The organism is Streptomyces boluensis, from assembly GCF_009908195.1.
GTDB lineage: Bacteria > Actinomycetota > Actinomycetes > Streptomycetales > Streptomycetaceae > Streptomyces > Streptomyces boluensis.
On the sequence record NZ_JAAAHS010000117.1, the window covers coordinates 1 to 19,230 of the forward strand.

A 19,230-nucleotide genomic window follows, 5' to 3' on the forward strand; every position below is an offset into this window, starting at 1 on the left:
CTCCCCCGCCCCCTCCGCGCCCATCGCCGCCAGCGTCTCCAGCGCCTCCGTGGTCCAGGAGATCCAGAAGGTCTCCAGCTCGATACCGCCCCGCAGCACCAGATGCCGCAGCCGGTCCTCCGTACGGTCCCGCTCGGCCGGGAAGTCACGGGTCTCGATCTGCTCGTACTCACTCAACTGCGCCCGGTGCAGGGCGAGATGGCGGTGCAGCTCGGCCTCCAGGCCCTCGTGGCCGACCACGGCCGCGGCACGCATACGCAGCAGCAGGGCGGAGCGGACCGGCTTGGGGTCCTCCGACTTGCCCACCCACGCGGTCAGTTCGGCCCGGCCCGCGGGCAGCACTTCGTACGCCTTGCGCTGCCCGCGGGTCGCCTTGGGCGACGGCAGGACCCGGATCAGTCCGGCGTCCTCCAGCTTGCCGAGCTCGCGGTAGATCTGCTGATGCGTCGCGGACCAGAAGTACCCGATGGACCGGTCGAATCGCCGGGTCAGTTCGAGTCCGGACGAGGGCTTCTCCAGAAGGGCGGTGAGGATCGCGTACGGGAGGGACATGCCCCGCATTCAACCAGCCCGTCCGGCGCTTGAGGACGAGCCCGCAGGGCGATCGACGGCAACCGAGTCGACGGTGCGGGGCAATCGACTACAGGGCCGCCGCCAGCTCCGTACCCTGCTTGATCGCCCGCTTCGCGTCCAGCTCGGCGGCGACGTCGGCACCGCCGATGACGTGCGCGGACTGCCCGGCGGCGAGCAGCGCGTCGTACAGCTCGCGGCGCGGTTCCTGGCCGGAGCAGAGGACGACCGTGTCCACGTCGAGGACCTGGGTGTCGCCGTCGACGCCGATGTGCAGGCCCGCGTCGTCGATCCGCTCGTAGGTGACACCGGCGACCATCGTGACGCCGCGGTGGCGCAGTTCGGTGCGGTGGATCCAGCCGGTGGTCTTGCCGAGCCCGGCGCCGACCTTGCTCGTCTTGCGCTGCAGCAGATGCACCTGGCGCGGCGGCGCGGGCCGCTCGGGCGCGCGCAGACCGCCGCGGTCGCGGTAGTCCATGTCGACGCCCCACTGCCGGAAGTACGTGGCCGGGTCCAGGCTGGCCTGCTCGCCGCCGTCGGTGAGGAACTCCGCCACGTCGAAGCCGATGCCGCCCGCGCCGACGATCGCGACCTTCTCGCCCACCTCGGCCCCGTCCCGCAGCACATCCAGGTAGCTGAGGACGCGGGGGTGGTCGACGCCGGGGATGTCGGGGGTGCGCGGGCTGACGCCGGTCGCGATCACGATGTCGTCGTACGTCGCGCCGTACGCACCGGAGGCCAGCTCCTCGGCGGTGACTCGGGTGTTCAACCGGACGTCCACGCCCCGGAGTTCGAGCTGTGTGCGGTAGTAGCGGATCGTCTCGTCGAACTCCTCCTTGCCCGGGACCTTGCGGGCCATGTTGAGCTGGCCGCCGATCGCGTCGGCGGCGTCGAAGAGGGTGACCTCGTGGCCGCGTTCGGCGGCGGAGACGGCGAACGCGAGCCCGGCGGGCCCGGCGCCGACGACACCGATCCGCTTGCGCCGCCGTATCTCCTTGACCGGTTCGAGGACGAGCTCGGTCTCGTGGCAGGCCCGCGGGTTCACCAGGCAGGAGGTGATCTGCAGGTTGAAGGTGTGGTCCAGGCAGGCCTGGTTGCAGCCGATGCAGGTGTTGATGGCCTCGGCGCGGCCCTCGCGGGCCTTGGCCACGAACTCCGGGTCGGCGAGGAACGGCCGGGCGAGGGAGACCAGGTCGGCGTGCCCGTCGGCGAGCAACTGCTCGGCGATCTCAGGGGTGTTGATGCGGTTGCTGGTGACCAGCGGCACCGACACCGCGCCCATGACCTTCTTCGTCACCCAGGCGTACGCGCCGCGCGGCACCGAGGTCGCGATGGTAGGGATGCGCGCCTCGTGCCAGCCGATGCCGGTGTTGATGATGGTGGCGCCCGCGGCCTCGATCTCCTTGGCGAGGGCGACGACCTCGTCGAAGGTGGAGCCGCCCGGCACCAGGTCGAGCATGGAGAGCCGGTAGATCAGGATGAAGTCGTCCCCGACCCGCTCCCTCGTCCGCCGCACGATCTCCAGCGGGAACCGCGTCCGGTTCTCGTACGAGCCGCCCCAGCGGTCGGTGCGGTGGTTGGTGCCCCCGGCGATGAACTCGTTGATCAAGTACCCCTCGGAGCCCATGATCTCGACGCCGTCGTACCCGGCCTCCTTGGCGAGTTCGGCGGTCCGCACGAAGTCCTCGACGGTCCGCTCGACCTCGGCGTCGCTCAACTCGTTCGGTACGAAGGGGCTGATGGGCGCCTGGATCGCACTCGGCGCGACCAGGTCCTCGTGGTACGCGTACCGCCCGAAGTGCAGGATCTGCATGGCGATCCGGCCGCCCGCCCGGTGCACGGCCTCGGTCACGCCGCGGTGCTGCTCGACCTCTTCGGCGGTGCTCAGCTTGGCCCCGCCCGCCCACGGCCGCCCGGCCTCGTTCGGCGCGATGCCCCCGGTCACGATGAGCCCGGCCCCACCGCGCGCCCGCTCCGCGTAGAACGCCGCCATCCGCTCGAAGCCACGCTCGGCCTCTTCAAGACCGACGTGCATGGAGCCCATGATCACGCGGTTGGGCAGGGTGGTGAACCCCAGGTCGAGGGGGCGCATGAGATGCGGGTACGGGCCGGCGCTCGGGCTCTGCGGGCTCTGGCTCATCGGGGGCCTCCATGGCTCCTGCCGGGGTGCGGTCGATTTGTTGTAACCCACGGGGAGACCGTTGTGCAACAAGTTGCATAAGAGTGTGGCGGAGCCCATCGCGATGTCCTGCCGTCAGTAGCGGGCGTCGAGCGGCCCCACCAGGGCCCAGAGCTCACGCCTGCCGCGCGGGGACATGCTCAGCAGCACACCTTCAAGAAAGTCACGCGCCAGATACGGGTCGCCACAGCACTCCCAGACCCAGCACCCGCCCCGGTTCCCGACCCAGAGCCGGTGGTCGGCCGTACGCACGAATTTGTCCCAGAGCAGCAGACTCGTCTCGGTCGCACCGACCCACAGATAGCTCCGGCTCCGCTCGATCCTGGCGATCTCCGCGTGCGCGGCGACGGAGAGTTCGGGGATCTTTGATCGCGACGCTAAGTACGGGGAACGGGGATGCAGCCGCCCCTCGACCCGCACCCGCCCCGGCCGCCTACGCGGCATGGACCTTTCTGGTCGTCGTCATGGCGCGAGCGTGCCACAGGGCCGGTGCCCGGCACACGGGGTTTCCGGGCCACCCCGAAGCACCCACGTGCCGCCGCGCACAATGCCACCGCCCCTGCTCCCTGCCATACGGCGGGAAACAGGGGCGGCTTCGTGCATCAACGCTTCAGGCTGCGTAGTGGTGGGGCTACAGCACGGCTACGGTGAACGGCGCGTCGTGGAGAACGGCGTTCTCGTAGATCGTGTGGACGGTGACGGTGTCGGTGGCGTAGCCGCAGTCCTGGGTGGGCTCGCCGGTGGCGCTGAGCATGCGGGCGTAGATCTTGGTGGCCGTTGCCGTGATGACGGCGTTGCTCAAGTCGATGCGCGGGTCGGAGATCTTCACGCAGTAAGCGCCCTGGTAGGCGCGGTAGGACGAGTCGACGTTCCTGGTCGCCAGGAGGGTGCCGTCCGCCGCTACCTTCGCGGCGGCGCGCACATGGGCGACATCCAGGTCGACCGGTTCGTCGGCGGTGGCGGTGCCGGACAGGGCGGGGAGCGTCGCCAAGGCGGCGGTGAGGGCGAGAGTGCTGCGGCGGTACCGGCTCAGACGGGACGGCATGGAGGTGTTTCCCTTCGGAGGTCGCCCCGCGCTTTCGGCGGCTGCGACGTGGAGTTTGCGGCCCGGGGCGGGCGGCAGGCGGAACAGGCCGGCAGGACCGGCCTTGGCGATTCGGGATGCGGGACCGGGCGGTAGCAGGCTGAGGGGCATCACGGCTCTTGCGGGAAGAGTTCCTCCCAGGAGCCGACATGGATGCACCCCTGGCGGACACTCGTTCCGGGGTTCGTCGGCTTCTCGGCTGGGTGCCTGGCACGCCGCAGACCTGCGCTGCGGCGGTAGTCCCGAGTGACGCCCTCGTGGTCATCCTGCGTGTCCGACAGCAGGCGTGACCGTCGCTTAGGGGACGAGGAGGCGGAAGGGGCGATCCGCGCGCGTGCCGATGGAGTCTGAGTAGGTCACCACGTGGTACTCGCCGGTTTGGCATCCGCCGCTGAACCCAACCCAGATGTTGCCGATCCAGGTGGTCTGCTGGGCGAATGGAATGGTCGAAGCCGCGTCCACCGTGCTGACCGGCTTCACGCAGTATTCGCCGGGCGCGCCCACGACCCTCGTGACCGAGGCGACGCCTTCCTGCTTGATGATCTTGCCGTTTTTGTCCGCCTGAAGGGCGACCTGCGAGTGCGGGGCCTTTGCCTCGTTCGCCCGGGTGCCGGCGTCCGCGACCGCGTAGCCGGTGGCGCCGGCGAGCGCCAGCAGCACGGCGGTGCCGCCGCCGACGAGGGCGCGCTTGTTTCCTGACTTCAGCTTCACGACTTGCTTCTCCGTCTTCCGCAGAAAGGGCCGTGCCTCATGGACGGCCGTCGTCCTGACCAGACCCGGAGTCCGTGTCGACGACGAGCGGATCATGACGGAGAGGCGCCCTTGCCCCAGCAAGCTCGTCAGTACAAGTTGACAGGGTTTAGCCGGATCCGCCTGCGTGTTGGGGGCTGGCCCCAACAAGCGGCACGCACGACATTTCAACGCATATGGCCGGAAAACGACCCCTCAGTAGGACGCGCGTGGATCCGTCACGACTCGCAACGACAAGCCCGCCGATGCCCCAGAGAGACGGCTTCAGGAACCTCCAGGCAGGCCAGAGGGCGTCTTTCGTTGTGGCGCGAGGGCCCGTCGTACATGTGGAAAAGCCGGCCGAGCAGTCCGGCCATCGCCTCCTTGCCGCCCAACTGGTAGCGCAGGACAGCCTCTTCCACGATGAACAGGAACAGGTGCCCAGCCTGGCGGACGATCCGGGACCGCGTGACGCGGGCCTGCGCCGCGGCGTCGAGGGCACCTACGAACACGTGACGCCCGAGATGCGGAAGCATCGCCCTGATCTCCCAAATGATCCAGAAGAAGCCCCGCACCGATCACGGTGCGGGGCTTCTGTCCAGGTGATACCCGGTGGGCGCGGACGGTTTCGAACCGCCGACATTCGCGTTGTAAGAGCGCGTCTTCGCAACTTGTGGCCCACCCGAGGCACGGCATCAACGAGGAGTGGGGTCAGAGAAGTGGCAGGTCATACCCCGGATCAAGACACAACGAAGCGGCCCGCCCCCCATCGGGAGCAGGCCGCTTCGCCATGCGGTCAGAGCACCCTGCCGGATTCGGCGCGCGTCCGGCAGAGCCGACCTCACGCAGCCCCTCCGGGGGTGGCTTGTCAGCCGACCTTGCCGACCTTCCAGGTGCCGCTGCCCTTGTCGCGGTCCCAGGAGTTGCTGGTGACGACGCCGTACTTGTTGCCGTCTGTTGCATGGTTACGGGTGTCGAGGAAGCCGCCGTTGTCCTTGTAGCGGTTGAGCAGGTGGATGCCCCCGCCTTCGACGATCGGTCCACTCTGGCCGGACGTGGCCATCACGGTCCACTGGCCGCTGCCGCTGTCCCGGTCGCGCTTGTCGGTCGTGTAGACCTTGTACTTGCTGCCCGACATGTTGGCGGGCTGGTTGGCGTCCAGGTAGCCGCCCCGGCCACCGTTGTACTGGTTGACGAGCTGGACCACATCGCCGTTGTTGACGCGGCCGGTCTTGGCGGCGTCGGCGGCGTTGACGATCTTCCAGCGGCCGCTGCCGTTGTCCCGGTTGGGCTTCGTAGCAGTCGAGACCCCGTACTTCGCGCCGCTCACACCGGCGGCATTGCGGGTGTCGAGGTAGCCGCCGCTGCCGCCGTGCTGGTTCTCCAGCGTGATCACGTCGCCGTAATTGACGGGGTCGCCGGGGGCGGCCTGGGCAGACCGCTCCACGGTTCCCGACGCGGTGGCGGGTCCGACGAGGGCGGCGGCGAAGGCCGTGGTGGTGGCGGCCGCGAGGATCCCGACGCGGCGCCGGCTGACTGAGCTCATGACTTCTCCTGAAGGCGTGCATGGCCGACGGCATGCGCCAGCGGCCATGAGAGGGGGATGCACTGCTACGAACAGCGAGAACTCAGCCGACGTAGCTGCGAGTGATCTTGGCATCGCGCTACGCAATAACGCCCGTCAGCGCCCAGAACTGGAGCAAAACCACCTGGATGCGTGACGGCAACCTGACTTGCCAGAGACCCACGGCAGGAACCTGCAGGTCAAACACCCATGGCACAGCGAAGCGGCCCCGCCCCTACCGGGATGAGCCGCTTCATGTTCGGCCCGGATGCCAACCAACTAGTCGGGGACGTTGTGGCGGGCCGGGACTTCAGCCGGGTGCTGCGGTTCCTGACGATGAGTTGGGTGCCGAAGGACATCGAGGGCAGAAGAAGCCCCGCACCGATCACGGTGCGGGGCTTCTGTCCAGTTCATACCCGGTGGGCGCGGACGGTTTCGAACCGCCGACATTCGCCTTGTAAGGGCGACGCTCTACCCCTGAGCTACGCGCCCGGGACGAGTGGTCACCTTACCCTGCCGGGGGCACTGCCCCGCAAACCAGTACGGGTCGGCCGGGGGCTAGCCCCAGGAAAGATCCGGTGGCCGCCCGGATGCCCGCGCCGCGGCGGGATCCGTACGTTCAGGGGGACCGCGGCGATGGCGCCGCACCGCCCCTGGGGGAGACCGTGATGAGCGTCCGTACCGTACGAATCCACCGCCCTGTCGCCGTGCTCGGGGCCGCGCTGGCCGCCGTCGTGCTGTTGAGCGGGTGCGGGGCGAGCGCGGGGGACGACGACGATCCGGAGAAGCGGTCGTTCCCGCTCCAGGGGCGGACGTTGACCATCGACTCGGACGACTCGGCGCTCGACGTGGTGGCCGCCGACGTGGACGAGGTGCGGGTCACCCGGTGGTTCGAGGGCAGCACCGTGCTCGGCGAGGACCCCGAGGTCACCTGGGCGATGGACGGCGACACCCTGCAACTGCGCGTGAACTGCGACGGGTTCGTCAGCGCCTGCTCCGCCCGGCACCGGATCGAGGTGCCGCGCGAGGCCGGGGTGCGGGTGCTCAACAAGGACGGCGAGGTGACCGCCGAGGGGCTCCGTACCGCCGTGCGTATCCGCTCCGACGACGGCCGGGTCACCGTCAAGGACACCTCGGGGCCGCTCGAACTGCGCGCCGCCGACGGCGCGGTCGACGTGGTCGACGTCGACTCGCGGCGGATCGACGCCCGCTCCGACGACGGCCGGGTGCGGCTCGGCCTGCGCACCGTCCCGGACCGGGTCGAGGCGCACAGCGAGGACGGCGCGGTCTCGGTGGACCTGCCGGACGGCGCGTACAAGGTGGCCGCCTCGTCGGGGGACGGCTCGGTGGACGTGGGTGTGAAGCGCGACGACAGCAGCACGCACATCGTGAACGTGCGCAGCGAGGACGGCGGCGTGGAGGTGAACTGAACGGCCCGTGTGTTCGTCTTCATCGGGTGGGAGAATGGCCCTCCGGCCTCGGCCGGGAGGAGTCCCAGGCCGGGCGGACGACAGCACGGGAGTGAGAAGTGACGGCGACACCACCGCAGCCGTACGCGCAGCAGGTCGCCCCTCGCCTCTCCTCACGCCCTCGTGGACGGCGGACCGGAGCGCTGCGGGACCTGGTGGGGCTCGCACTGCTGCCGTTGCCGCTACTCGTCGCCGTACTGCCGGGCGCCTTCGCCGGCGGCGGGACGCGGCGCTGGTTCGGCGGCGGCCGGGGCGAGAGCGCGCGGGCCGAGGCGCAGGCCGCCAAGGACGCGGCGGCGGAGGCGTTCTACGACCTGGACACCGCCCAGCGTGACCTGCGCATCTCGATCGAGACGATCACGGCCGTCGACAGTTCGCCCGCCGCCCGCCAGGTCGCCGCCGACTTCGACGCGCTCGGCCGCCGGATCGACGAGGTCAGCCACCGCTACATCACCGCGGTCGACGCGCACGACCTCGACCGGGACGACCTGGAGGCCGCCGTCGCCGGCCGGGCCAGGGCCGAACTGACCGGCGCCAAGGACGAGTTGCTCCGCGTCAGGCAGGAACTCGACCGGTTCACACGGGGCCTCGGGCCGCTGCTCGACAAGGCCGAGACCCAACTGGCCCGGCTCGCCCCGGCCGTGGAGCGGGCCCGGCAGGCACTGCTCGCCGCGAGCACCGCACTCGACACAGCCCGCGGCTCGGGGCTGCGCGCCGACGACCTGGCCGCCCGGCTCGCCGCGCTCGGCCCGGAGCTGACCAAGCTCAACCAGGGCGCGGGCCGGCACGGCGTACCCGAGACACTGCAGCGCGCCGACCGGGTGCTGCGGGACGCGGAGGCGGTGCGGGCGGAGGCCGAGCGGCTGCCCGAGCGGGCCGCCGAGACCGACCGGCGCCTGGTGTCGCTGCGCACCCGCGCGCAGGCGCTGACCACCCGCAGCGCGCAGGTCGAGCCGATCCTGAGCGAGCTGCGGCGCCGGTTCACGGCCGCCTGCTGGCAGGACCTGCAGCAGGTGCCCGAGCAGGCCGCGGATGCGGTACGGCAGGCCGAGGCGAAGCTCGCCGAGGCGCGTAAGGCCCGCGCGGAGCAGCGCTGGCCGGACGCCACGGCGCTGCTCAGCACCGTACGAGCGCTGCTCAACCACACCGACGAGGCGGTGTCCGCGGCGGGCGAGCGGCTGCGGCAGCTCAACGCCGTGTCCAAGGACCCGCAGGCGGAGATCGAGCGCACCCGGTTCGCGATCCGGGACGCCCAGCGCCTCGCGATGACGGGCCGCGCCACCCCCGATCCGCGCCATGCCCGGCCCCTCGACGACGCGGTGTCCCGCCTGGACCGCGCGGTCGACGGCCTGGAGGGCCGACACCCCGACTACTGGCACTTCCTCACCGAGACGGAGGCGGTACGCGCCACGGTCGGCCGGGTCGTCGCCCAGATCCGGCAGGACCGCGGCGGGCCGGTCTGAGGCTCAGCCGCCACTCACGCCGATGTGGCACCCGTACCCGCGCGGGCGGATCCTGGAGGGTACGGGCCCCACCGCTAGGGAGGCGGACATGGCCACGCACGCACCGTTCCACCCCACCGCGAAGCGGCGGATCACGCTCGACGAGCACCTTCCCGTCGACCACCGGCTCAGCCAGGTCTACCGGGTCGGCGCCGGGCTCACCGGGCTCGTGCTGCTGGCGTTCGGGATCCTCGGCCTGATCGACAAGGTCGGCTTCTTCGACACCCAGGGCGACACGGTCGGGGGCCTGAACACCAACGGCTCGCTCAGCGTGCTCTCGATCTGCGTGGGGCTGCTGCTGTTCGTGGGCATGGTGATCGGCGGCAACTTCGCGTCGATGCTCAACATGGTCCTCGGCGTCGTCTTCGTGCTCAGCGGCTTCGTGAACCTGGCGCTTCTGGAGACCGGGTTCAACTTCCTGGCGTTCCGCATCCAGAACGTGCTGTTCAGCTTTGTCGTCGGCGTGATGCTCATGGTCTTCGGCATGTACGGGCGGGTGGGCAGCGCGCTGCCGCACGACAACCCGTACTGGAAGGCCCGCCACCCCGAGCAGGCGGAGCGTGAGCGGCGGGCTCTGCGGCGGGCCCGGCTGCAGGGGCGGACGCGGGGGCAGGTGCAGACGCGGGGGCAGATGCAGGAACCGGTGCGGAGGCAGGTGCGGGGCCGAAGCGTTTAATTGCTGAATAAGCATTACTCGTGCCAACCTGCGGCTGACCAGAAAGCCACCGAAGGGGCCGGAATGTCACGAGTAGCGCCCGTCGTCCAGGCGCCCGTGGACGCGTCCGCCTACGCCGGGCGCGGGGTCCACAAGGTCGCCGTCGAAGCGCTCGCCCTGCGCCTCTTCGACGGGACGTACGAGGAGGGCGACACCCTCGATCTGCCGCGGCTCATGGCCGAGTTCGACGTCAGCCAGACCGTGCTGCGCGAGGCGATCAAGGTGCTCACCACCAAGGGGCTGCTCGACGCCCGGCAGAAGCGCGGCACGTTCGTCCGGCCCCGCGTCGAGTGGAACCTGCTCGACACCGACGTACTGCGCTGGCGGCTGGCCGCCGGGGCGCCGAACGACTTCTTCGCCGATCTGCTCGCCCTGCGCCGCGCCGTCGAACCCGCCGCCGCCGCGGCCGCCGCCGAGCACCGCACGGACACCGACCTGGCCGCCCTCGACGCCGCCCTGGACGCGATGGCCGCGAGCGACGGCGACCCGGTGCTCGCGGTGCGCGCCGACGCCTCGTTCCACACCGCGCTGCTCGCCGCGTCCGGCAACCGCTTCTTCGCGCAGATGCGCCGGGTGATCATCCCCGTACTGGTCACCCGTGACCGGCAGGTGCACGCGGGCGCGCACGACGACCCGCTGCCCACGCACGCGGCGGTCGTCGCGCGGGTGCGCGAGGGCGACCCGGACGGGGCGTACGACGCGATGCTGGAGTTGCTCGACCTGTCCCTGCGCGACCACCCGTGACGCCCGCGCCGCTGCGGAGCACCGTGCCGACTCCCGCCCACGGAAAGGAAGTTGACCCGTGAGGATCACCCGCCTGGAGACGTTCCTCGCCCCGCCGCGCTGGCTGTTCGTCCGCGTGGAGACCGACGAGGGCCTGGTCGGCTGGGGCGAGCCGGTCGTCGAGGGGCGCGCCGAGCCGGTGCGCGCCGCCGTCGAGGTGCTCGCCGAGTACCTGGTCGGCCAGGACCCGCTGCGGATCGAGGACCACTGGCAGGTCATGACCAAGGGCGGCTTCTACCGTGGCGGCCCGGTGCTCTCCTCCGCCGTCGCAGGCCTCGACCAGGCCCTGTGGGACATCAAGGGCAAGGCGTACGGCCGGCCCGTGCACCAACTGCTCGGCGGTCCGGTACGGGACCGGGTCCGCGCCTACGCCTGGGTGGGCGGCGACGAGCCGGGCGCGATCCGGGACGCCGTCGCCGGGCAGACCGAGGCGGGCTTCACCGCGGTCAAGATGAACGGCAGCGGCCGGATGACCCCGCTCGCCACCCGCGCCGAGGTCCGCGCCTGCCTGGCCCGTGTCGAGACCGCCCGCGAAGTCCTGGGCGAGGGACGGGACTTCGCGCTCGACTTCCACGGCCGGGTGTCCCCCGCGAACGCCCGGCGGCTCCTTCCGCTGCTCGCCGAGTACGCGCCGATGTTCGTCGAGGAACCCGTGCTGCCCGAGCACGCGCACGCCCTGCCGGACCTGGTGAACGCCTCGAACATCCCGCTCGCGCTCGGCGAACGGCTTTTCTCCCGCGGCGAGTTCCTCGCTCCGCTGCAGGCCGGCGTCGCGGTCGTCCAGCCCGACATCTCGCACGCCGGCGGCATCTCCGAGCTCCGCCGGATCGCCGCCCTCGCCGAGGTGTACGGCGCGCAGCTCGCCCCGCACTGCCCGCTCGGCCCGGTCGCGCTGGCCGCGAGCCTCCAAGTGGCCTTCACCACCCCGAACTTCCTGATCCAGGAGCAGTCGACCGGCATCCACTACAACGAGGACGCCGAACTCCTCGACTACGTCGCCGACCCCGAGCCGTTCCGCTTCCACGCGGGCCACCTGCTCAGGACCGAACGGCCCGGCCTCGGCGTCGACATCGACGAGGCCGCGGTGCGCGCCGCCGACCGGGCCGGGCACGCCTGGCGCAACCCGGTGTGGCGCCACCCGGACGGCACGTTCGCCGAATGGTGAGCCCCGACCCGTAAGCCTCAGCACCATCCGTAACACCGCACCACCCGCACCACCCGCACCACCCGCACAACTCCCAGAGGAACGACCCACCATGGACTTCAGTACCGCGGACCTCAGTGCCGCCCTGCGAACGGAGCGCCTCGTCGCCATCATCCGCGGCAAGGACCAGGAAGCGTCCTTCCGTACGGTGATGGCCCTCGCCGAGGCCGGGGTCCCGCTCATCGAGGTCTCGCTGAGCGGCGCCGACGCGCTCAGGGTCATCGAGCGGGCCCGCCGCGAGCTCGGTACGCAGGCCTGGCTCGGCGCCGGCACCGTCGTCACCGAGGCGGACGCCGCCCGCGCGGCCGACGCGGGCGCCAACCTGATCGTGACGCCCGGCCTCGGCCCCGGCTTCCGCGCCGCCGTACGACAGGGGCTGCCCACGCTCGCCGGGGTGCTCACGCCCACCGAGGTGTGCGAGGCGGTGGCCACCGAGGCGACCGCGCTCAAGGTGTTCCCCGCGTCCGCCATGGGCGGCCCCGCCTATCTGAAGGCGCTCCGGGCCCCGTTCCCCGACCTGCCGTTCGTGCCGGTCGGCGGGGTCGGCACGGTCGAGGCCGCCGCGTATCTGAAGGCGGGCGCAGTGGCCGTCGGGGTCGGCTCGCCGCTGGTCGGGGACGCCGCCGACGGGGGCGACCTCGACGCACTGCGCCGCCGGGCCGCCGAGTTCAAGGCGGTCTGCGCGTGAGCACCACGGACAGCGTGAGCACTACGGATACCGCTCGCCCGGGAAGTGTGTTCACCTTCGGCGAGACCATGATGGCGCTGCGCGGCGGCGGGCCGCTGAAGCTCGGCGGCACCCTTGACGTCTCCGTGGCGGGCGCCGAGTCGAACGTCGCCATCGGCCTCTCCCGCCTCGGCCACCCGGTCCGCTGGGCCGGTGCGGTCGGCGCCGACGAGGCCGGTGAACTGGTCCTGCGTACCCTGCGGGCCGAGGGCGTGGATGTCAGGGGAGCATCGCGCGACGAGGCGGCGCCGACGGGTCTGATCCTCTTCGAGCCGCGACTGCCCGAGGTCACGCGGGTGCACTACTACCGTGCGGGGTCGGCGGGTTCGCGGGTGGAGGCCTGCGCGGTCGAGGCCGCGTTCCTCGCCGAACCGCCGCGTGCCGTGCACCTGACCGGCATCACCCCGGCCCTCGGCCCCGCGGCCAGGGCCGCCGCCCGGCGCGTGCTGCGCCTGGCCCAGGAGCACTCCACGCTCGTCTGCCTCGACGTCAACTTCCGCTCCCGGCTGTGGAGTCGGGAGGACGCCGCCGAGGAACTGCGCTCCTGGGTGCCGTACGTCGACGTGCTGATCGCCTCCGACGACGAGCTGCCGCTCTGCCTGCCCGAGGACACGCTCCGGGGCCCCGCCGGAACGGACCCGTCCGCGCAGGCCGAGGCGCTGCTCGGGCTCGGCGTCGGCGAGGTCGTCGTCAAGCTGGGCGCGGACGGCGCGACGGCGCACACCGGGCACGGCACGGGCGGCACCCTGCACGCACCGGCCCGCCGGGTCACGGCCGTCGACGCGGTGGGCGCGGGGGACGCGTTCGTCGCCGGGTACCTCTCCGCGCTCCTCGACGGGGCGGACACCGCGGCCCGGCTCGACCGCGCGGTCACCACGGGCGCCTTCGCGGTGGCCTCGTACGGCGACTGGGAAGGGGCGCCCACCCGGGCCGAGCTGGGACTGCTCGGCGCGGGGGCGGGCACGGTGGTGCGCTGACCGCCGGGCACGGTGGTGCGCTGACCGCCGGGCACGGTGGGTCCGCTGAAGGGGGTTCCGCGCGGCCCGCTCCCCGTTAACCTGAGCGCATGCCTCGCTACGAATTCCGCTGCCGGACCTGCGGCGACACCTTCGAGCTCAGCCGCCCGATGGCCGAGTCGTCCGCCCCCGCCGACTGCCCCGCCGGGCACGACGACACCGTGAAGCTGCTCTCGGCAGTGGCCGTGGGCGGCTCGTCCGCCGCGCCCGCACCCGCCGCCGGGGGTGGCGGAGGCGGCGGCTGCTGCGGCGGAGGCTGCTGCGGCTGACGTACCCCCGAAGGTCCAGGTCCGGTCTTCAGCTTCGCTTCAGGTGCGCCGCCTAGCCTGGCCCGCATGATCGAGAGCACCGCTCCGCAGTGGGTCACCGGCCTGATGGACACCCTCGGGGCGCCCGGCGCCGGGCTCGCCATCGCCCTGGAGAACCTCTTCCCGCCGCTGCCCAGCGAGGTGATCCTGCCGCTCACCGGCTTCGCCGCGAGCACCGGCCAACTGAGCCTCGCGGGCGCCCTGTTCTGGACCACCGCCGGCTCCGTCGTCGGCGCGCTCGCGCTGTACGGCGTGGGCGCGCTGCTCGGCCGGGACCGTACGGTGGCCATCGCCGCGCGGCTGCCCCTGGTGAAGGTCGCCGACATCGAGCGGACCGAGGCCTGGTTCACGCGGCACGGCACGAAGGCCGTGTTCTTCGGCCGGATGATCCCGGTCTTCCGCAGCCTGATCTCGGTGCCCGCGGGCGTCGAGCGCATGCCGCTGCCCACGTTCCTGTGGCTCACCGCACTCGGCAGCGCGCTCTGGAACACCCTGTTCGTTCTCGCCGGGTACGCGCTCGGCGAGAACTGGGCGCAGGTGACCGGCTATGTCTCCACGTACTCGACGGTGGTCCTCGGTGCCGCCGCCGCGGCGGTCCTGCTCTTTGTCGCCCTGCGGATCGTCAGGCGGACCGGCCCGGTCCGGCGGCGTAGAGGAACTCCCGCAGAATCCGCTCCCCCGCCTCGATCCCACGCTCTGGAAGAACGGTGAGGTGCGGCGCGGTCAGGCCGGTGTCGGCCAGCTCGCCGTGGCCGGGGCGCCAGGCCCGGTCGGCGGCGAGCAGCAGGTCGGCGTCGAGGAGCGAGTCGCCCGCGGCGAGGGTGAGGTCGGCGCCGGTGCGCCGGGCGACCTCGCGCATGGCGGCGCTCTTGGTCAGCGGCTTCGGCACCGCGTAGATCTTGCGGCCCTGCAGCGAGACCGTCCAGCCGCGCTCCTCCGCCCAGCGGGAGAGCTCCTTGACCCAGCCCTCCGGGAGCAGTGACCGCTCCACCACGAGATACGCGAACAGGTCCTCGGCGACCCGCTCCTTGAGCAGCCAGGACGCGTCGGCACTGCGCACCAGGTGGGCGCGGACCTCGTCGAGCGGGGCGCACTCCTCGGCCAGGCGCGCGGCGACCTGCCGCTGCCAGTCCCGGTCGCTGACGCCGTCGACGAGCAGCCGGCCGCCGTTGGCGCAGATCGCGAACCTCGGTGCGCGGCCCGGGAGACGGATGCGCTGGTACTGCTCGGGGGTACGCGTCGTCGTCGGTACGAAGACGGTGCGCCGGGACAGCTCGGCCAGGAGCCCGGCGGCGTCCTCCGTCACGTACGACAGCGGCTTGCCCTCGTACAGCTCGACGCAGAGCAGCCGTGGGGCCTCCGCGTCGGGCATCGGGAGCTGCAGGGCCGCCGCGGAGTAGATGAGGGTGCGGTCGAGGTCGCTGGCGACGAGTGTGGTGCTCACTTGCCCGTCACCGCCTTGCCGTCGGCGCCGGTCGCGCCCCGGGTGTACTGGGGGTGGATCAACCCGACGCAGGTGTACGGGAGTCCGTCCACCTCCTCCACCTCGACGCCGCGCTGCTGGGCGAGGAGGCGTACGTGGTCGAGGTCGGCGCCCGCGTCCCGCTGGGCGAGGATCTTCCACGGCACCCGGCGGAGCAGTACCCGGGTGGTCTCGCCGACGCCGGGCTTGACCAGGTTCACGTCGTGGATGCCGTACTCCGTACTGATCCGCTCGACGGCGGCCCAGCCCTCCCAGGTCGGCGCGCGGTCCGCCGACAGTGCCTCCTTGACCTGGGCGTCGACGGCCGCGGCCACCTCGTCGAAGCGGGCCGTGACGGTGTCGAGGAAGTGCCCGGACACATCGGAGCCGGCCAGGTCGCGGTAGAACTTCGCGCCGTGGAAGTCGTCCGGGCCCACCAGGTCGGCGCGGAGCACGGTGCGCGATATGAGCCCGGACACCGTGGAGTTGAGGCAGGCCGACGGGATCAGGAAGTCCTCGCGGGTGCCGTAGGTGCGTACGCAGGAGCCCGGGTCGGCGAGCACGGCGATCTCCGGGTCGAAGCCGGTGGCGCCCCCGGCGGCCTCGAACGCCTCGACCGCCTGGGCCAGTTCGCGGGTGATGGCGCCCTTGCCGGTCCAGCCGTCGACGAAGACCACGTCGGCGGGGTCGTGGTGGGCGGCGAGCCAGCGCAGTGCGTTGGCGTCGATGCCGCGGCCGCGCACGATCGACACCGCGTAGTGCGGCAGGTCGAGGCCGTGCCGCTGCTCGGCCCAGCGCCGCATGAGGACGCCGACCGGGGTGCCCGCGCGGGCGAGGGACACCAGGACGGGCCGCGGCCCGCGCTCGGCGAGCACGGTCTCGGTGACGGTGCCGACGGCCTGCGCGATCCGCGCGGCGGAGGTCTCAAGGGCGGCCTTGAACAGCTGCTGATACTGCTCGCTCGGCTGGTACTCGACCGGCAGCGACTCGGCGTAGTGCGCGCCGCCGCTCTGGATCGCCTCCTCGCGCTCCTCGGTCGGCGCCTCCAACTCGGCCTGGGACAGGTCCTGGAGCAGCCAGCCGACCTCGTCCGGCGCGTAGGAGGAGAACGCGGGGCCGCGCAGGGGGTCGGGCAGCATGCTGAGGTCTTCCTGCCGTTCGGGGGCGCCCCCGGTGCGCTCGGCACCGGGTACGTGGGACTCGCCGGACACGGGGGACGCGCCGGGTACGTGGGACGGGACGACCGCGAGCAGGACGTGCTCGGCGTGCCGGGCGAGCTGCGCCAACAGGCCATCGGGGGCGTGCAGTTCGGGGGTGTCGGCGGCCGTGTCGACGACGGCGACGACGGTGTCGAAGCCGCCGCCCGCCACGTTGTACGCGTACCGGTCGCCGGGCCCGTCGGCCGGTGCGTCATGCGCGGGGAAGACCAGGCGACTGCGGATCGCGTAGCCGGGGTCGTCCACGGCGAGCACCGGGGAGCGGGTGGTGGTCGAGTAGCGGACCTCGGCGTCGACGCGCTGTTCCAGGTCGACGGCGAGCCGCAGCGGCGCGTACATCAGCTCCTCGAAGCCGAGCACGAGCACCCGGCGCGCGCCCGCGGGCAGCGCGTCGGCGAGCCGGCCGGCCATGCCGGGCACGGCCGCCTCGAGGCGCTTCCGGTGCGCGGCGGTGAAGCCGTGCCGCCCGCCGTCCGGCACTCCGCCGGGCCAGCCGAGGCCGACCCGCGCGATCCGGGCGTTCCCGCGCTGTACGGGCACGGCGGTGGTGGGCACGGTAGCGGTGGGCGCGGCGGCACCGGCCACCCCCGTCTCGTACTCCGCGACCAGGGCCTGCCCCCGCTCCAGTACGCCCTCGGGCAGCCGTACCGTCCCGGAGGCGAGGGCGACCAGGTCGACGCGGGCGTCGATCTCGCCGGCGAACTCGGCGAGGCGGCCCCGGTCGGCGGGCGAGCGCATGTCGACCAGGGCGACGATCACGTACCGCCCGCGCGGGTAGCGCTCGTGCAGCGCGCGGATGGTGTTGAGGACGGTGTTGCCGGTGGAGAACTCGTCGTCGACCAGGACCAACGGCCCCTCCCCCGCAAGGAGTTCGGGGTCCTCGGGGAGCAGCAGATGCGAGGTCGCGTGCGAGTGGGACTCCTCGAAGCCGCCGGCCCGCTCGACGCCGGGCACCGGCCGCCGGGTGGAGTGCAGATACGGGGCGAGGGCCAGGCCGTCGGCGACGGAGTGGCCGAGCCCGGTGGCGGTCTCCGCGTATCCGAGTACGACGGAGCGCGCGGCCTCGTCGTCACCGAGCAGGGCGCGGACCCGGACGCCGAGGTCGTACCCGGCGCGCCACACCGCGGTGGGCGACTGCGGGACGTGCTTGCCGAGGACGTTGGACACGAGCAGGTGGGCCCGTTTCGGGTTGCGGCGCAGGGCGAGACCGAGCAGGTCCCGCAGTCCTTCGTCGCCGTCCAGCTCGACCCCGAGCCGCTGGGCGACCCATGTTCCCGACCACACCACGTCGTTCGTGTCCCTCTTGTCGCTTGCGTACGTCACGTTCGTCCCTGCTCGTGTCCCGCTCCGGCTCCCGGTCCCTGTTCCGCGCCCGCGTCAGGCGGCGCCGTCCAGGCCGACGGTGAGCAGCTCCACGAAGCCGACGTCCTCGTTGGCCACGCCGAAGGCGCGGGCGCGCTGGAGGGTGCGCTCGGCCCAGGCACGGTGCGGCTTCACCTCGTTCATCTTGTTCGTGTACGCGGAACGCATCACTCCGCCACCGCCGCGCTCGGGCCGCAGGATGTCCTGGGCGTCGCTGTACTCCTCGTGACTGACCACGGAGAGGGCGTGCACGGGCAGCACGTGCGAGGGGTGGATGCAGGTCTTGCCGAGCAGTCCGTTGGCCCGGTCGAGGCCGATCTCGCGGAGCAGCCCGTCCATGTCGTGCTCGATGAGCGCGGCCCGCAGCTCCTCCGCGCGCCCGAGGAAGGGGCTGCTGCGCAACTGCGGCTTGAACATGCGCTCCTGGACCCGGAAGTACTCCCACACGGGCCCGGTCACGGTGAATCCGGTGCCGTCGGCCCGCCCCAGGACGTTGACCACATCGGCGATGACGGAGGCGACGATCTGCACGTCGTACGCGGTCATGTCGGGCTGGCGGCGCAGTCCGTACGCGGAGCAGAAGTCGGTGACGCCCAGGCGGAGGGCGAGGACGCGGTCGCGGTACTTGTCCACGGTGCGGGCGATCCCGGCGAGGGTGTCGGCGCGGGTCTCCAGGTGGAGCAGCTCGGGCGACTCGAGGACGGGCATCGCGAACAGCCGCCGCCCGCTGGCGGATTCAGCCGCGGTGAGGGCCTCGAGGAAGGGCACACCGCGTTCTTCGGTGAACTTCGGCAGGACGAACCCGGAGAGGATCGCGGCGGCGGGGCCGAGCCGGCGCACCAGGTCGGGTATCTGCGCGGGCTGCCGGACGCGTATGAAAAGCAGCGGCCGCGAGAACTCCGCCTCCGGGTCCCGGCCGGCGAGCTCGGTCAGCTGGGCCACGAGGTTCGCCTCGGCGGCCTCGACATCCGCGTCGTCGATGGAGTCCTCCAGGCACAGCACCATGGAGACCACTCCGCGCGCGGCCTGCTTGACGATGTCGTCGGCGAGATGGGGCCGGGTCGCCGGGGAGTACAGAGTGGCGCCCAGCGCGACCGAGAGCAGGGCGGCGGGCGAGTCCTCGGTGAACTCGCAGGGCTCCGTGTGGAACAAGCGCTCCCGAACCTCGGGGGCTATATGCCCGAAATGACGCATGTGACTCCCCGTTACAGACAAGACGGCCGACAAGATGTGGCCGGTAATAGTACGTAGGGCAGCATGTCAAGGGTTCCCTGATCGCATGAAATCCAGGTAACCCCCTCATGTCTCCCGCACGGGAAGCTCTCCCCGCAAGCTCCCC

At 72.0% G+C, this 19,230-nt stretch carries 19 protein-coding genes and 1 tRNA gene; 9 read left to right on the plus strand and 11 right to left on the minus strand.

Translation table 11 applies throughout. The annotated features are described in order from the left end of the window. The 8 genes from GUY60_RS16815 to GUY60_RS16850 form a co-directional block, all read right to left on the minus strand. Nucleotides 1–552, minus strand: a 552-nt coding sequence (locus GUY60_RS16815; RefSeq protein WP_161698595.1) for a PadR family transcriptional regulator, incomplete at its 3' end; no start/stop codon positions are given. An 88-nt stretch (nucleotides 553–640) separates the two neighbouring features. Then, nucleotides 641–2,710, minus strand: a complete 2,070-nt coding sequence (locus GUY60_RS16820; protein ID WP_161698597.1) for an NADPH-dependent 2,4-dienoyl-CoA reductase — start codon at nucleotides 2,708–2,710, stop codon at nucleotides 641–643. 114 nt (nucleotides 2,711–2,824) lie between these two features. Further along, the gene (locus GUY60_RS39030; RefSeq protein ID WP_161698599.1) at nucleotides 2,825–3,193 is read right to left on the minus strand and encodes a hypothetical protein; all 369 of its coding nucleotides are present in this window, start codon (nucleotides 3,191–3,193) and stop codon (nucleotides 2,825–2,827) included. A gap of 187 nt (nucleotides 3,194–3,380) precedes the next feature. Further along, nucleotides 3,381–3,794: a hypothetical protein gene (locus tag GUY60_RS16830; protein WP_161698601.1), complete on the minus strand. Its 414-nt coding sequence runs from the start codon at nucleotides 3,792–3,794 to the stop codon at nucleotides 3,381–3,383. 336 nt (nucleotides 3,795–4,130) lie between these two features. Beyond that, on the minus strand, nucleotides 4,131–4,544 hold the full coding sequence (locus GUY60_RS16835) for a hypothetical protein (protein ID WP_161698603.1): 414 nt from the start codon (nucleotides 4,542–4,544) through the stop codon (nucleotides 4,131–4,133). A gap of 257 nt (nucleotides 4,545–4,801) precedes the next feature. Further along, entirely contained in the window at nucleotides 4,802–5,098 is a 297-nt protein-coding gene (locus GUY60_RS16840; RefSeq protein ID WP_161698605.1) for a Scr1 family TA system antitoxin-like transcriptional regulator, read from the minus strand. Nucleotides 5,099–5,430: 332 nt separating this feature from the next. After that, nucleotides 5,431–6,108 carry a hypothetical protein gene (locus GUY60_RS16845; RefSeq protein ID WP_161698607.1) on the minus strand — a complete coding sequence of 226 codons (678 nt, stop codon included), beginning with the start codon at nucleotides 6,106–6,108 and terminating at the stop codon, nucleotides 5,431–5,433. A gap of 438 nt (nucleotides 6,109–6,546) precedes the next feature. Beyond that, nucleotides 6,547–6,618: transfer RNA gene (locus GUY60_RS16850), tRNA-Val, on the minus strand. Nucleotides 6,619–6,794: 176 nt separating this feature from the next. Between GUY60_RS16850 and GUY60_RS16855 the strand changes: the two genes are divergently transcribed. The 9 genes from GUY60_RS16855 to GUY60_RS16895 all read left to right on the plus strand — a co-directional run bounded on the left by GUY60_RS16855 (nucleotide 6,795) and on the right by GUY60_RS16895 (nucleotide 14,561). Further along, a complete protein-coding gene (locus GUY60_RS16855) occupies nucleotides 6,795–7,556 on the plus strand; it encodes a DUF4097 family beta strand repeat-containing protein (protein WP_161698609.1) in 762 nt (253 codons plus the stop codon). A gap of 98 nt (nucleotides 7,557–7,654) precedes the next feature. Next, nucleotides 7,655–9,058 carry a hypothetical protein gene (locus GUY60_RS16860; RefSeq protein ID WP_161698611.1) on the plus strand — a complete coding sequence of 468 codons (1,404 nt, stop codon included), beginning with the start codon at nucleotides 7,655–7,657 and terminating at the stop codon, nucleotides 9,056–9,058. Between the two features lie 88 nt (nucleotides 9,059–9,146). Continuing rightward, the gene (locus GUY60_RS16865; RefSeq protein ID WP_161698613.1) at nucleotides 9,147–9,773 is read left to right on the plus strand and encodes a DUF4383 domain-containing protein; all 627 of its coding nucleotides are present in this window, start codon (nucleotides 9,147–9,149) and stop codon (nucleotides 9,771–9,773) included. Between the two features lie 63 nt (nucleotides 9,774–9,836). Further along, the gene (locus tag GUY60_RS16870; RefSeq protein WP_161698615.1) at nucleotides 9,837–10,556 is read left to right on the plus strand and encodes a FadR/GntR family transcriptional regulator; all 720 of its coding nucleotides are present in this window, start codon (nucleotides 9,837–9,839) and stop codon (nucleotides 10,554–10,556) included. A 58-nt stretch (nucleotides 10,557–10,614) separates the two neighbouring features. Then, nucleotides 10,615–11,760, plus strand: a complete 1,146-nt coding sequence (gene dgoD, locus GUY60_RS16875; protein ID WP_161698616.1) for a galactonate dehydratase — start codon at nucleotides 10,615–10,617, stop codon at nucleotides 11,758–11,760. Nucleotides 11,761–11,851: 91 nt separating this feature from the next. Then, nucleotides 11,852–12,487, plus strand: coding sequence for a bifunctional 4-hydroxy-2-oxoglutarate aldolase/2-dehydro-3-deoxy-phosphogluconate aldolase (locus GUY60_RS16880; protein ID WP_161698618.1), 636 nt, complete (start codon nucleotides 11,852–11,854; stop codon nucleotides 12,485–12,487). Nucleotides 12,488–12,501: 14 nt separating this feature from the next. Continuing rightward, nucleotides 12,502–13,503, plus strand: a complete 1,002-nt coding sequence (locus GUY60_RS16885; RefSeq protein WP_312866327.1) for a sugar kinase — start codon at nucleotides 12,502–12,504, stop codon at nucleotides 13,501–13,503. A gap of 89 nt (nucleotides 13,504–13,592) precedes the next feature. Beyond that, nucleotides 13,593–13,811: an FmdB family zinc ribbon protein gene (locus GUY60_RS16890; protein ID WP_161698620.1), complete on the plus strand. Its 219-nt coding sequence runs from the start codon at nucleotides 13,593–13,595 to the stop codon at nucleotides 13,809–13,811. Between the two features lie 66 nt (nucleotides 13,812–13,877). Next, complete coding sequence (locus GUY60_RS16895; RefSeq protein ID WP_161698622.1) at nucleotides 13,878–14,561, plus strand: DedA family protein; 684 nt, start codon at nucleotides 13,878–13,880, stop codon at nucleotides 14,559–14,561. Here the strand turns inward: GUY60_RS16895 and GUY60_RS16900 are convergent. The 3 genes from GUY60_RS16900 to GUY60_RS16910 are packed head-to-tail and all read right to left on the minus strand — an operon-like array spanning nucleotide 14,473 to nucleotide 19,085. After that, on the minus strand, nucleotides 14,473–15,294 hold the full coding sequence (locus GUY60_RS16900; RefSeq protein WP_161698624.1) for an HAD family hydrolase: 822 nt from the start codon (nucleotides 15,292–15,294) through the stop codon (nucleotides 14,473–14,475). The two genes, GUY60_RS16895 and GUY60_RS16900, sit on opposite strands and share 89 nt — an antisense overlap. Beyond that, the gene (locus GUY60_RS16905; RefSeq protein WP_161698626.1) at nucleotides 15,291–17,852 is read right to left on the minus strand and encodes a phosphoribosyltransferase; all 2,562 of its coding nucleotides are present in this window, start codon (nucleotides 17,850–17,852) and stop codon (nucleotides 15,291–15,293) included. The genes GUY60_RS16900 and GUY60_RS16905 overlap by 4 nt, the downstream gene beginning before the upstream one ends. A 54-nt stretch (nucleotides 17,853–17,906) precedes the next feature. After that, nucleotides 17,907–19,085: an HpcH/HpaI aldolase/citrate lyase family protein gene (locus tag GUY60_RS16910; protein WP_161698628.1), complete on the minus strand. Its 1,179-nt coding sequence runs from the start codon at nucleotides 19,083–19,085 to the stop codon at nucleotides 17,907–17,909. Between the last annotated feature and the right edge of the window lie 145 nt (nucleotides 19,086–19,230).

Bases quoted from the DNA above. Each gene is read 5' to 3' on its own strand.
- GUY60_RS16820 (WP_161698597.1), bottom strand. From the start codon at position 2,710: ATGAGCCAGAGCCCGCAGAGCCCGAGCGCCGGCCCGTACCCGCATCTC.
- GUY60_RS39030 (WP_161698599.1), bottom strand. From the start codon at position 3,193: ATGCCGCGTAGGCGGCCGGGGCGGGTGCGGGTCGAGGGGCGGCTGCAT.
- GUY60_RS16830 (WP_161698601.1), bottom strand. From the start codon at position 3,794: ATGCCGTCCCGTCTGAGCCGGTACCGCCGCAGCACTCTCGCCCTCACC.
- GUY60_RS16840 (WP_161698605.1), bottom strand. From the start codon at position 5,098: ATGCTTCCGCATCTCGGGCGTCACGTGTTCGTAGGTGCCCTCGACGCC.
- GUY60_RS16845 (WP_161698607.1), bottom strand. From the start codon at position 6,108: ATGAGCTCAGTCAGCCGGCGCCGCGTCGGGATCCTCGCGGCCGCCACC.
- GUY60_RS16855 (WP_161698609.1), top strand. From the start codon at position 6,795: ATGAGCGTCCGTACCGTACGAATCCACCGCCCTGTCGCCGTGCTCGGG.
- GUY60_RS16865 (WP_161698613.1), top strand. From the start codon at position 9,147: ATGGCCACGCACGCACCGTTCCACCCCACCGCGAAGCGGCGGATCACG.
- GUY60_RS16870 (WP_161698615.1), top strand. From the start codon at position 9,837: ATGTCACGAGTAGCGCCCGTCGTCCAGGCGCCCGTGGACGCGTCCGCC.
- GUY60_RS16880 (WP_161698618.1), top strand. From the start codon at position 11,852: ATGGACTTCAGTACCGCGGACCTCAGTGCCGCCCTGCGAACGGAGCGC.
- GUY60_RS16890 (WP_161698620.1), top strand. From the start codon at position 13,593: ATGCCTCGCTACGAATTCCGCTGCCGGACCTGCGGCGACACCTTCGAG.
- GUY60_RS16895 (WP_161698622.1), top strand. From the start codon at position 13,878: ATGATCGAGAGCACCGCTCCGCAGTGGGTCACCGGCCTGATGGACACC.
- GUY60_RS16910 (WP_161698628.1), bottom strand. From the start codon at position 19,085: ATGCGTCATTTCGGGCATATAGCCCCCGAGGTTCGGGAGCGCTTGTTC.